Source organism: Cloacibacillus evryensis DSM 19522 (genome assembly GCF_000585335.1).
Taxonomy (GTDB): domain Bacteria; phylum Synergistota; class Synergistia; order Synergistales; family Synergistaceae; genus Cloacibacillus; species Cloacibacillus evryensis.
This window is the reverse complement of sequence record NZ_KK073872.1, coordinates 2,788,680-2,800,955: the sequence shown is the minus strand read 5'-3', so window position 1 is coordinate 2,800,955 and position 12,276 is coordinate 2,788,680. Positions and strand designations below refer to the sequence as shown.

Sequence of the window (12,276 nt, the reverse complement as noted above, 5' to 3'; positions counted from 1 at the left end):
ATAGTTGACTTCGTCCATTATGATAGGCAAATTGATGGACAAAGTCAACTATTTAAAATTGCTGTCGCAGGCGCGCGTCAGCGTAAAAATTATTCTTCCTCTTCGCGTTTTTCCTCCAGCCGCCGGTTCTCCTCTTCGATCTCCGTCAGGTAGAGCCGCCATATCTTCAGCGCGAGCCAGGCGCAGAAAGTGCCGCCGATAAGCCCCGCGGCGATCGGCAGCGGCTTGGGCACGCCCATCGCGTAGCTTCCAAGCCCTCCGAGCGCGTAGCCGAAGGCGATTATAGTAGAAAATGACAGGAACAGCACAATCAATCGTTTACTCATTGGGTAATTGTAGTATTGCCGCCCAATTATGGCAAGCAAACGTTTATGACGCATACGGTGCTTATTCGCGCCGATTTACAGGAGGAAAGAAAAGATATTGCGGATACGGGATTTTATGCTAAGATTAATTGTTCTTGTACTACACTATGAGGGGCCAAAGCTCCCATAGCGTTCTCTTCACGCGTTTCGCGGGGAGTTGAAAATTTTATACAGGATAAGTCTAGGGAAGAGTTTATCGCAACAGGCAACATCTAGGGGGATTATTTTGTAATGATGCAGCGTTCCAGGATATACAACACATCTTCGGATTTCGTCTACCTTGATCTGCGCGGCAAGATCGTCAGCAAAGAGCTGAAGCCGGCGCAGAGACTGCTGGAGGTAAAGATAGCGACAGAGATGGGAGTCAGCAGGACTCCCGTGCGGGAGGCGTTGAGGCGTCTCGCCAACGAGGGGCTGGTGAAGATAGTTCCCAACAGCGGCGCGCGAGTGGCCGCCCCGACCGTGAATGAGATGGAGAACGCCTACAATGTGCGCGAATATCTTGAAAATCTCAGCGTCGAGCTTGCCTGCCGCAACGGTATGGACCGCCGCGTGCTCGAGCGTCTCGAAGAGGTGCTGCGCTCGGAAGAGGGCGCCTTTGAAAATAAGGATATCGACGCCTTTCTTGAGGCCAATAACACTTTTCACCGCCTTATCGCGGAGTCAGGAAAGAATACGGTGCTCTGCGAGTATATTGACAATATCATGCTTCGCACCAACGTCTATATTTTCTTTTACGACCAGTTCGACGAAAAGGACAATTCTTCGTCACAGGAGCATCGGGCGATATTACGCGCGATAGCCCAGCGTGACAAGGAGCGGGCGCAGGAGTTTATGAGGGAGCACCTGCACCATTCGCACAGGGCGCTTGAGGTTCCCGATTTCAGAAACAGAGATTAAACGGAGGTAATATCATGACAGAAAATACAAAGATACCGTCATTCGACCTTACGAGAAATTATGCGCGCGTGAAGGAAGAGGTAAACGTCGCCGTCCTCAGAGTGCTCGATACTCAGCATTTCATCCTCGGCCCGGAGGTCGAGGCGCTGGAGAAGGAGATCGCCGCCTATCTCGAGGTAAAGAGCGCCGTCGGCTGCGCCTCCGGCACCGACGCTCTCGTTCTGGCGATGATGGCGCTTGATCTGAAACCGGGAGACGAGGTCATCACGACGCCGTTTACCTTCTTCGCCACGGCGAGCTGCATCACGCGCAACGGCGCGACGCCGGTATTTGCGGATGTCGATCCCGTCACTTACAATATAAACAGCGAAGACATCATCGCGAAGATCACTCCGCGCACCAAGGCGGTCCTCCCCGTCCACCTCTTCGGGCAGATGTGCCCGCTGGAGGAGATAAAGGACGAGCTGAAAAACCGCGGCATCGCCCTTGTCGAAGACTGCGCCCAGGCCATCGGCGCCCACCGGATGATCGGCGGCCGCGTGGCGCGCAGCGGTTCCGTCGGCGACATGGGCTGTTTTTCCTTCTTCCCGACGAAAAACCTTGGCTGCTACGGAGACGGCGGCATGGTCTCCATCGCGGACAACCCTGAGTTCGCGCAGCGCGTGAAGAGCCTGCGGGTCCACGGCGCCGGCAAGACATATTTCCACGAAGAAGTCGGCATCAACAGCCGCCTCGACGCGCTGCAGGCGGCCATCCTGCGCGTGCGCCTGCGCCACCTCGAAGGGTGGAACGAGGAGCGCCGCATCGTCGCCGAACGTTATATGACGCTCTTTGCCGAGAAGGGGCTGCTTGAGCTCATCACGCCGCCGGCGGAGCTCGCGGGAGGGCGTCACGTCTATCACCAGTATGTCGTCCGCGCGCAGAGGCGCGACGAACTTCAGAAATTTCTTGACGAACGCGGCGTGACGACGCGCGTCTATTATCCGCTGCCGCTCCATCTGCAGCACTGTTTCTCATATCTTGGCTATGGCAAAGGCGATTTCCCGGTTTCCGAGGCGTTAGCGGAGGATGTGCTCGCGCTGCCGATGTTCCCCGAGCTGCTGCCTGAGGAACAGGAACGCGTGGTAAATGAAATTGCTGATTTTTACGGCGTCGGCAAATAAAAATTGACCAAATTAGACTATAATATAGATAATTTAAATTAGGAGGTGCCACGGATGTTCTATCCGTTTTTCGACCCGACGATCATCGTGCTGATACCCGCCCTGTTGTTTTCAATGTGGGCTCAGTTCAAGGTCAAGGGCGCTTTTGCGAAATACAGTGAGATCCGCGCTGTAAGCGGAGTCACGGCCGAACAGGTCTCGCGCATGCTGCTGGATCGCCGCGGCCTGACGGGAGTTAAGATCGAACGCGTCCCCGGAGAGCTGACGGACCACTATGACCCGCGCTCAAAGGTGCTGCGCCTTTCGGACAGTGTAAATTCCAGCCGCAGCATCGCCGCCATCGGCGTTGCCGCTCACGAAGTCGGCCATGCCATACAGGATAAGGAGGGCTACGGTTTTCTGAAGTTCCGCAATGCGATCGCGCCGGGGGTGCAGTTCTGCTCCACGCTTTCGATGCCGCTTTTCTTCGTCGGCCTCATCTTCGGATCGCTGAATCTGCTTAACGCGGGGATACTGCTCTTTTGCGGCGTACTCGTCTTTCACCTGGTCACCCTGCCGCTTGAGTTTGACGCGAGCGCGAGGGCGCTGAAGCTGCTCAGCGAGACGAACACGCTCTCGGGGAGCGAGCTGGGCGGCGCCAAATCCGTGCTCGACGCGGCGGCCCTGACCTATGTGGCGGCGCTTGTGATGACCGTGCTGCAGCTTGTGCGCCTGCTTGCGCTGCGCAATATGCGCCGCGATTAAAGTCGCCGCGGAGCGACATTGTCCGGAGAGCGGGATATATGACGGAAGCCGCCGCTTATCATTCGCGCCGATATCAGGCCCGTCTTTTCTCACGGACAGGCTCGTTTTGCTTCGCGCTCAACACGACATTCGCCGGAGGGCGATAAAATTTTAAACTGCTCCCCGCGAGGGGAGCAGTTGCCTTGTTGCCGCAGGGGTGCGCGGCCGGAGTTTTTATCTTTTTCGTATAGTATAATAGAAACCGTTGAGAGGGGATGCTGCGAGACATCCTTTCCCACGCAATAAGGGGTTGATCTTATGAGGGGATTAGAGGCCGCTCTTACGATATATGGAGAGGTGCAAAACGGGGCGTTCGCCTCCGAGGCGCTGAGGAAGGTTTATAACAATATCGCGCCCGGCGACCGCAAGCTCGCCGCAACGCTTGTTTACTGCACGCTGAGACGGCAGAGTCTTTGGAAGACGGTGCTGCTCAAATACTGCAAGCGAAATCCTCGCGACCTGTCACCGCTCGCGACGAACGCGCTGATGATCGGCATCGCCGGGATCGTGGAGCTTAAGTATTTCGCGCTGCCGGTCCTGATAAACGGACTGGTGCAGGCGATAAAAAACGGCGGCGAGGCAAAGGATATCGGCCTCGTAAACGCCGTGCTCCACACGGTTGCCGACGATGCGCATAAGTTCATCGACGGGCTTAAAAAGAGCAGCGCGCTGAGGGATCAGGCCCTCTATTGGGGTATCCCCGGCTGGGCCGCCGCGCAGTGGTCGAAAGAACTTTCTATACCGGAGGCGAAGCGGCTCGTACGCGCGAGCGGGATGAAGACCTATCTCTCCCTGCGCCTCTCACGCGGGGTGGACCGTGACCGGTATATCGAGGAATATAACGCCTCCGGACGCAAGGGCTGGGCGTCGCCCTTTCTTGAGTTCTCCGTCCGCACCGCGGCCAATCCGTATCCGGTAGATCTTCCCGGCTTTGGGGAGGGGCAGATCATGCCGCAAAGCGAATCGTCGATGCTCGTCGCCGAGCTGATCGCCAGGCGCTGGAAGGGCGGCATGATACTCGACATGTGCTGCGGCCGCGGCGTTAAAACGGGGCAGCTTGCGGATATCCTGCCAGAGGCGCGTATAGAGGGCTGGGACCTCTCCGATGGTAAGATAAAATCCGCTAAATTTGAAATGATGCGTATGCACACGGAGGGCAGAGTGAAATTTAAGATCGGGGACGCGCTTGTATTGAGGCCCGACGAAGCGCCGTCTGCGGTTTTGCTCGACGCTCCCTGTACCGGCAGCGGCACATGGGGCCGTCACCCGGAGAGTAAATGGCGCTGCTCGCCCGAGCAGGTACAGCAGAACAGCGCGCTGCAGAAGCAGCTGCTGGAACGCGCCGCCTCCCTGGTAGCGCCGGGAGGCATCGTGGCTTACAGTACATGCAGCCTCTTCCGCGATGAAAATGAAAAGGTCGTCGCCGAAGTCATGGCCCGCCGCCCGGATCTTATCGAGCTGCCGGCGGAGCGCACGGCTAAGTTCATGGTAAAGGGCAAGCCTTACGGTACGACGGTCATGCCGGCGCTGCCGTGGGTGGACGGGTTCTATATGGCGCTTCTCGCTAAAAGGAAATAAACGGAGGTCTGTTCAATGGGAAGAATTCACCGCTGGGGAATGATATTCGCTTTTCTGGTGATAATGGGCTGCGCATATATCGGAATAAAAATGGTATTTATCGAGGATAAGGATTCCGAGGTGCCGGCCGTCACGGGAATGCAGCTTGTCGACGCCGTCGACGCGCTGCAGGAGAGGGGACTTCTGGCTAAGGTGGACAAGGTCGATTCCCCGATGGCGGCGGATACCGTTGTCTCACAGAACCTTTCCGCCGGGGAGAAGGTCTCCAAGGGGAAGGTCGTCCTGCTGAGGGTCAGCAAGGGCGGGGCGATACAGCCGATCCCCGACGTCCGCGGACTGAAATTCGAGGAGGGCGTCAGGAAACTCAGCGAAGCCGGCTTCAAGGTGGATAAGGTGACACGGGTCACAGACAAACTCAAGCCATCGGGAACGATAATCGCGCAGAACCCCGCCTCTCCGCAGCAGGTGGCGGCCAACTGCATGGTCAGCCTGCTCGTCAGCAGCGGCACGAGCGGCGAAAGCGCCTTTGTAACGGTGCCGGACCTTCGCGGTCAAACTCAGGAGGCGGCGGTGGCGATGATAGAACAGCTGGGGTTAAGGCTTGGCCAGACCTCGGACGCGCCTTCGACCTCGCTGCCGATAGGAAGCGTCTTGTCGTCGCGTCCGAAGGGCGGAGCCAAGGTCCCCGCCGGTTCGCTGGTGAACCTCACCTTTGCGAGGGAACCGCTGGCCTCGGAGACCACGAACGACATTCCGCCGGTCAACGATCAGGATAAGGAGCGCGCCGAGGCGGTGCGTAAGGTCGTGATAAAGGAGACCACGCCGACGACGATACCGTCGAAGCTGCCGGTCACCGAAGAGCCCGAGCAGAAGAAGCCGGAGCAGAAGAAGCCCGAGCCGGCAAAAACGGAACAGCCGAAGGTCGAGACGCCGAAGGCGGAGACGCCCGCCGTCAACACGCCTGCACCCAAGCCAGCGCCGGCGGAGCCGGCCGCGCCGACCAAGCACGCGAAGGTGCGCTATCAGGTGCCGCCGCTGACAAAACCTCTTTCATTGAAGATAGAGATGACCGATGCGTCCGGTACGCGAGTGCTGAAAGACGTCATGGCAAATAGCGGCGAGTATATATCGATGAACGTTCCCTATTCCGGCGAGGCTCGCATAACGATTTTCCTTGGAGGAGATTTTGTATGGCAGGACCGCTACAACTAAAAGAACTAAAAAAGGAGAGGGGTATCCTGATTTCCCCCTCGCTGCTTTCGGCCGACGTCCTCAACATGGAGCGGCATATAGGCGAGCTTAAAGGCGAGGCGGACTGGCTTCATGTGGATATAATGGACGGGCATTTCGTCCCCAACCTCTCCTACGGGCCGGCGCTCGTCAAGGCGCTGCGCAAAAGATACCCGCAGGCGTTTCTCGACGTACATATCATGGTCGAGCCGGCGGAGGATTTTCTCGACATGTTCCTCTCGGCGGGGCCGTCATTGCTGACGGTCCATCTTGAGGCCGCGAAACACATACACCGCGCGCTGCAGAGGATAAAGGACGCCGGCGTGCTTGCCGGGGTTTCGGTAAATCCCGGCACCGCCGCGGAGCCGCTGATGCCGGTGCTCCACATGGCGGATCTCGTCCTTGTGATGTCCGTGAACCCCGGCTATGGAGGGCAGTCCTTTATTGAGGAAACGCTTGACAAGGTCCGTTGGCTTTTCCGCGTTCGCGGCGAACATGGGTGGGGATATCTGATCGAGATGGACGGCGGGGTCGGGCCGAAAAACGTCGCGCGGATCGCGGAGGCGGGATGCGACGTCGTGGTCGCGGGCAGCGCGGTCTTCGGGCAGCCAGAACCGTCGGAGGTAATAAAGGAGATGCGCAGATCGGTACAAAGGGGGTAATCTGCATGGCAACAGGGGCAAATTCCTCGCAAAAAGAAGACGAAAACAAAAAAACGGCGGAAGTGACGGCGGAGCTGGGGCGAAAGCTCCGTGAGCTGCGCGAGGCGCAGGGGCTCACGCTTGACGATGCCTGGACCGCGACGAAGATACAAAAAAAGCATCTGGCGGTGATAGAGGAGGGGCAGCTTGACCGGCTTCCCAAAGGTCCCTTCTGCCGCAGTTTTCTGAGGCAGTATTGCGGATATCTCAACGCGGAAGACCTTTGGGACCGCTACGACCGTCTGACAAAGAAGGAAAACGAAGCGCTTAAGGCCTACCGGCAGGAAGAGACAGAGGCAAGCTATACCAGCAGCCCGAAGATATTCCGGCACAAATCATACCTGTGGGTCTATCTGATCGTGATACTCTCGCTCGGCGCGGCGGCCTGGATAACCTGGCAGTACCGCGGCGAGATAACCAGCGAGGGCACGACGCCGCTCGAAGGCGGCACCGCCTCTATGGTGGCCGAGCAGAAGGAGGCGCCTCCGGCTGCAAGCGCCGACGCGCCGGTACAGAGCCAACCGGCACCGGCCCCTGCATCTGTGGATCTTGGCTGGATGGACGGCAAGCCGCCTGCGGCCCCTGCTCCTGCCGCTTCGCCGGCGCCCGCGCAGACGGCTCCCGCTACGGCGGCGCCCGAACAACAGACGCCCCCGGCAGCGGCGGTCCCGGTGATAAGGATAAATCCTCAAGGCGTCGTCTGGATAAAGCTGAGTGTCGGGAAAGAGGTGCTCTTTGAGGGTCTGCTGAAGCCTGGCGAGACGCGCGAATACAGTCCGCGCGCCGACGTTCCGCTGCGTGTACGGTATGGGAATCCGGCAAAGACCGGCGTCTCATGGTTCGGAGCGGCCGAAGCTCCGGTAGGTCCCGCCGCCAACCCGATCACAAGGTACTACTGGTACGACGGCAGAATTACCGATAAAAACTAGAAAACCGCGCCGTTAACGGCAAAGATAAAAACAGGGAGGGGGCTTGAAAGCCTCCTCCCGATTTTTAGGCCGGCCCGGTGGGGCCGTTTATTGAATCGTTATCGTCTTTTCAGTCGTTCCCATGATATTGCAGATGAGCTCTATAGTGAGCTTTGTCCCCGGTTTTATTCCGCTGAGCGGCACCGTGTCGGAGAAACCGTCGTTGGACTGCTGTTCAGTGTATTTTTTCATCAGTAATTGATTGCCGCCCTCTTTTACGATAAGCGTCATGACATAATGCTTCGTCCTGTCGTTCACCTGATGTGACGCCGTAACGGTCAGGGTGCCGCCGCCCTTGTTCCAGCTCGCATTGACATCTGTGGGCGGATGGGCGAAAGCGGCGCCGGCAGCCATCACCGTCAGCACGGCGAACAGTGCGGTCAAGCCTCTTTTCAGTATCATTTGAAACGCCCTCCTTCTCTTTATGTAGCATATATTATACAGCATAATTGTGGGGAAACTGTGACGGTGGAAATACCGTATCAAGTTTCCCGCCAAGGAGGGCCGGGCCGCCCGTTACCGTATCGCCTCCATCACCTTCGGCAGCGCGCCCTTTACCACCTCGATGCCGCGCAGGAACTCCTTTATCTCGATCTGCTCGTTTGAGCTGTGGTCGTATTTGGAGTCTCCGGGGCCGAAGGCGCCCATGGGGCAGCCCCAGGTGGAGAGGACGTTGAAATCGCAGGTGCCCTGTTTCGCGAGCACGCGCGGCGGCTCGCCGGTGACGTCGCGTATCGCCGTGCGGAAGGCGCGTATCACGGGGTCCGATTTATGCACCTCATGAGGAGGAACGTACTCGATCACATTCAACCCGACGCCGAAGGCGGCGGCGGTCTCGTTGAGCATCAGTTCCAGCTCCTCCTGCTGCGCGCCGATGGGGGTCCGCAGGTCCATCGTGATGGAGGCGGAGCGTCTTCCCGCCTCGTGTCCCTCCATCTCCATGATCGCGATCGAATAACCCTTGCCCATATTTTCCGTTATCTGCATCATCGAGGCGGCGGCTAGCACGGTGTCTGACATCGGGCCCGGGCTGCCGGAGCGGTGCGCGCCGCTGTCCTCCGCGACGAATGAGAAGAGGATGCGCCCTCGATATGAGAGGGCGACGCCGTTGCTGCCGGGCGGCTCTCCGACGACGAGGGCCGCCGGCTCGTGAAGCGGCATACGGAAGCGCGCGCCGCGCGAATCTATCTCCTCGCCGACGGCGGCGACGAAGGTTATCCGCCAGTCGCGGGGAACTTCGACGGCTCCGCCGCCCACAGCTAGGGCGCAGCAGGGGCTTTTGGCGTCGACCGAGCCGCGCCCCTCTATCCGCTCCTCGTTGACGAAGAGTTTGGGGCCGCCGGGGACGGTATCGATATGGCTGAGCAGCACCAGCTCTTTGTCGCCGTTGCCGCGCGTCGCGATCACCGAACCCGCGCCGTCCAAATGGGAGGTCTCCCAGCCGAAGCGGGGCAAGCGGTCCGCGAGCATCCGCGCCGCGTCCTCCTCGTGTCCGGTGGGGCTGGGCACGGCGACGATGTCGACGAGAAGCCCGACTGATTCAGGCAGACGCACTACGCCACCCCCTCGTTACGCCGTGCGTCGAGATCGTTCATCGTTCTTTCAAATATGTCCGCGGCCTCGCGCGCGATCTCTTCAGTGACGGCGAAGGAGGGCAGGAAACGAACGACGCGCGGCCCGGCCGCGAGAGAGAGCAGGCCGTTTTCCTGCAGCGCCTTGACGATATCCTGCGAGGGTATCTCCGTCTCGACGCCGATCAGCAGCCCAGCGCCGCGGACGTCGCCGACGAGGGGAATGGACCTCCGTGAAATTTCTTCCCTTATAAACGCGCCTGTCTTCGCCGCGTGGGCGCAGAGGCCGTTTTCTTTTATGTATTTGAGCGCCGCGAGCGAGACGCGCGCTGTAAGTTCGTTGCCGCCGTAGGTCGAACCGTGAGAGTGCGGCGGGAAGTCGCCGAGTTCTCCGCGCCAGACGACGGCTCCCGCCGGCATGCCGCCAGCGAGCCCTTTCGCGAGGCAAATGATATCCGGCGCAAGCCCTCTTTCCGCCGAAGCGAAAAAGGAGCCGCAGCGGCCGAGGCCGCTCTGCACCTCGTCTGCGATCAGCAGCACGCCGTGCGCGTGGCAGCTTTCGGTGATGGCCCGTCCCACCTCTTCTGGAATGGGATAGACGCCGCCCTCTCCCTGTACCGGCTCGATGAAGACGGCGAGAGTCTCGTTGCTGATCTTCGCGGGGATATCCTCGGGCGCGTAATGCTTCGCCGCGGGGATCAGCGAGGTGAAGGGCGCGCGGTATTTTGGGTTGAAGGTGAGGCCGAGCGCGCCGCAGCTCCTGCCGTGAAAGGCGCGGCGGGAGGCGGCGATCTCGCGGCGTTTGCCGCCGAGCACCGCCGCGAGCTTGAGCGCCCCTTCGATCGCCTCGGTGCCGCTGTTGCAGAGAAATACCCTGCCGTCGCCGAGCTCACCGCCGAGGATGGCTCCGAGTTCTTCGCGCGCGGGGGATTCGTAGCCCGCGCCGCAGCTCCATACGCCGCGCGCCGCCTCGGCCAGCGCCTCCGTCAGCACCGGGTTTGCGTGGCCGAACAGCGCCGCCCCGTGTCCGTTGAAAAAGTCGATATAGCGGCGTCCGTCGCTGCCCCAGACCCAGGCGCCCTCGCCGTGCGTGAGCGCGATGCCGCGTCCGCCGTAGAGCCCGCTTAACGAACCAGCCATGTCGAATGTCCCTCCATCGCGTTTGCGAGCGGATTTTCCACCCGGCCGTCGGCAAGATAGACGCTGGGGATAGAGAGCTCCAGCGCCTCTTTGCAGGCGACGACCTTGCGTTTCATGTTGCCCTGCGCGTAGTGCTCGATGACGTCCCAGCCCGCGAGGCTGCCCCTGGTGATGAGCGACCGTGGGTCTTCGATATCCTTCATAAGGCCGGGGACGTTTGAAAGAATAATCAGGAGGTCGGCCCTCACCGCTCCGGCGATCTGCGCCGCGAGGCGGTCGCCGTCGATGTTCAGCGAAATGCCGAGCTCCGAGTCGAGCGCGAGCGGCGGAACGACCGGCACGAGCCCGCCGTCGAGAGCCGCGAGAAGCGACGACGGTTCGACCTTCGTCACGGTGCCGCTGTAATTGCCGCGCAGTATCCGCATGCGGCCGTTCACGCTCTCCCGCAGAAAATCCTTGCGCTTCGCCGCCGCGTACGGCGCCTGTTCCGGATCGGCCTGGACGGCCTTCACGCCGCGTTCCGCGAGCATCTCAATGATACGCGCGCCGTAGGAGAGCGCCGCCTCGCGAAAGAGTTCGCGCTCCCTCTCGCCGACGAAGCGGCTGCGGTAGCCCGAGGGGCTCGTAACCATACGTACCTCCAGCCCGCGTTCGGCGCAGAGGTCGTTCATCACGCCGCTTGCGCCGTGGACGACGATCCAGCGTTCGCCCGCGCGGTTTCTCTCCGCTACTTCATCTATGAGCGGCTCGAGCCTGTTGCCAGAGGCTCCGCCGATTTTTACAACTCCGATCATCTTCGCATACTTCCTTTCTTAGGCGGGATAGACGGGCATCATATCGAGCCCCTCCGTCTCCGGCAGGCCGAACATCAGGTTGGCGCACTGCACCGCGGAGCCCGCCGCGCCCTTCATGAGATTGTCTATCGCCGAGGCGGCGATCATCCGGCGTCCGTCCTCCGCGAGCATAAAGCCGGTCAGCACGCGGTTGCTGCCGACGACGAAACGCGGGTCGGGGATGCGGAAGTGCGCCGGCTTCGCGGGCGTGAAGGAGACGAATGGTTCTCCGTTCCATGCGGCGCGATAAAGCTTCCATACCTCGGCCTCGCGCACCGGGCGGTTAAGCGTCACATGGGCGAGGCACTGGATGCCGCGCACCAGCTCGACGGCGGTGACGCCCATCGTGAAGGAGCTCTGCGCCAGAGAAAGCTCCTGCACCACCTCCGCCATGTGGCGGTGGACGAAGGGGTTGACCACGCGCAGCGCGCGGCTGCGCATCGCGTGCGCCGAGCCCTCGTCGGCGTTGGCTCCCGCCTCGGAGGAGCCGACGCGGCACTCGATGCGCGCCTCTTCGATCAGCCCCGCCCTCGCGAGCGGCAGCAGCGCTGTGATCGCCGAGGTCGCGTTGCAGCCGACGCCGGAGACGAGGCGCGCGGAGGCCATCTCGGCGCGGTGCAGCTCGGGCAGCCCGTAGACCGCCTCGGAGAGAAGCTCCGGCGCCGGATGATCGACTCCGTACCAGTTTTTATATTCCTCCGCGCTGCGCAGGCGGAAATCAGCCGAAAGGTCTACGACGCGCTCGCCGGCATCAAGGCGGCGCATCGCCTCCTGCGCCGAGGCGCGGTGCGGCAGCGCGAGGAAGGCCGCGGCGGCGGAGAGCGAAGCCGCGTCCTCCGGCGAAATAAAGGTAAGGTCGTTATATACATGGCGCAGATGCGGATGGACCGCGCCGACCGACGTGCCGGCCTTTGAACGTGAGACCGCCCCTATGACCTCAAAATGCGGATGGCGGGCGAATATCCGCAGAAGCTCCGCGCCGGCGAAGCCCGTAGCGCCCCATATAGTTACTGGAATCCTCTCTGTCATTTCTTGCACACTCCC

General features: G+C 60.6%; 13 protein-coding genes. 7 read left to right on the top strand and 6 right to left on the bottom strand.

Features of this window, described 5'->3' with window-relative positions:
* Positions 1-89: 89 nt before the first annotated feature.
* Entirely contained in the window at positions 90-308 is a 219-nt protein-coding gene (locus CLOEV_RS12570) for a hypothetical protein (RefSeq protein ID WP_245591161.1), read from the bottom strand.
* Between the two features lie 288 nt (positions 309-596).
* Here CLOEV_RS12570 and CLOEV_RS12565 point away from each other — a divergent pair, with 288 nt between their 5' ends.
* From CLOEV_RS12565 to CLOEV_RS12535, 7 genes are all read left to right on the top strand, one after another.
* Entirely contained in the window at positions 597-1,265 is a 669-nt protein-coding gene (locus tag CLOEV_RS12565; RefSeq protein ID WP_008713471.1) for a GntR family transcriptional regulator, read from the top strand.
* A gap of 14 nt (positions 1,266-1,279) precedes the next feature.
* Complete coding sequence (locus tag CLOEV_RS12560; RefSeq protein WP_008713470.1) at positions 1,280-2,428, top strand: DegT/DnrJ/EryC1/StrS family aminotransferase; 1,149 nt, start codon at positions 1,280-1,282, stop codon at positions 2,426-2,428.
* Positions 2,429-2,482: 54 nt separating this feature from the next.
* The gene (locus CLOEV_RS12555) at positions 2,483-3,172 is read left to right on the top strand and encodes a zinc metallopeptidase (RefSeq protein WP_008713469.1); all 690 of its coding nucleotides are present in this window, start codon (positions 2,483-2,485) and stop codon (positions 3,170-3,172) included.
* A 297-nt stretch (positions 3,173-3,469) separates the two neighbouring features.
* The gene (locus CLOEV_RS12550) at positions 3,470-4,789 is read left to right on the top strand and encodes an RsmB/NOP family class I SAM-dependent RNA methyltransferase (RefSeq protein WP_008713468.1); all 1,320 of its coding nucleotides are present in this window, start codon (positions 3,470-3,472) and stop codon (positions 4,787-4,789) included.
* A gap of 15 nt (positions 4,790-4,804) precedes the next feature.
* A complete protein-coding gene (locus CLOEV_RS12545; protein ID WP_034444115.1) occupies positions 4,805-6,001 on the top strand; it encodes a PASTA domain-containing protein in 1,197 nt (398 codons plus the stop codon).
* Positions 5,980-6,681 carry a ribulose-phosphate 3-epimerase gene (gene rpe, locus CLOEV_RS12540; protein WP_051485072.1) on the top strand — a complete coding sequence of 234 codons (702 nt, stop codon included), beginning with the start codon at positions 5,980-5,982 and terminating at the stop codon, positions 6,679-6,681. The genes CLOEV_RS12545 and rpe overlap by 22 nt, the downstream gene beginning before the upstream one ends.
* Positions 6,682-6,686: 5 nt before the next feature.
* Entirely contained in the window at positions 6,687-7,649 is a 963-nt protein-coding gene (locus CLOEV_RS12535) for a helix-turn-helix domain-containing protein (protein WP_034444113.1), read from the top strand.
* 87 nt (positions 7,650-7,736) lie between these two features.
* Here CLOEV_RS12535 and CLOEV_RS12530 read toward each other — a convergent pair whose 3' ends face one another.
* The 5 genes from CLOEV_RS12530 to argC all read right to left on the bottom strand — a co-directional run bounded on the left by CLOEV_RS12530 (position 7,737) and on the right by argC (position 12,261).
* Positions 7,737-8,090, bottom strand: a complete 354-nt coding sequence (locus CLOEV_RS12530) for a hypothetical protein (RefSeq protein WP_008713455.1) — start codon at positions 8,088-8,090, stop codon at positions 7,737-7,739.
* Positions 8,091-8,204: 114 nt separating this feature from the next.
* Complete coding sequence (locus CLOEV_RS12525) at positions 8,205-9,242, bottom strand: M20/M25/M40 family metallo-hydrolase (protein WP_034444111.1); 1,038 nt, start codon at positions 9,240-9,242, stop codon at positions 8,205-8,207.
* On the bottom strand, positions 9,242-10,399 hold the full coding sequence (locus CLOEV_RS12520; protein ID WP_034444108.1) for an aspartate aminotransferase family protein: 1,158 nt from the start codon (positions 10,397-10,399) through the stop codon (positions 9,242-9,244). Before CLOEV_RS12520 ends, CLOEV_RS12525 begins: the two co-directional genes overlap by 1 nt.
* Positions 10,384-11,193 (bottom strand): amino acid kinase family protein, encoded by an 810-nt coding sequence (locus CLOEV_RS12515; protein ID WP_034444105.1) that lies wholly within the window; start codon positions 11,191-11,193, stop codon positions 10,384-10,386. Before CLOEV_RS12515 ends, CLOEV_RS12520 begins: the two co-directional genes overlap by 16 nt.
* An 18-nt stretch (positions 11,194-11,211) precedes the next feature.
* The gene (argC, locus tag CLOEV_RS12510) at positions 11,212-12,261 is read right to left on the bottom strand and encodes an N-acetyl-gamma-glutamyl-phosphate reductase (protein ID WP_034444102.1); all 1,050 of its coding nucleotides are present in this window, start codon (positions 12,259-12,261) and stop codon (positions 11,212-11,214) included.
* Positions 12,262-12,276: the final 15 nt, after the last annotated feature.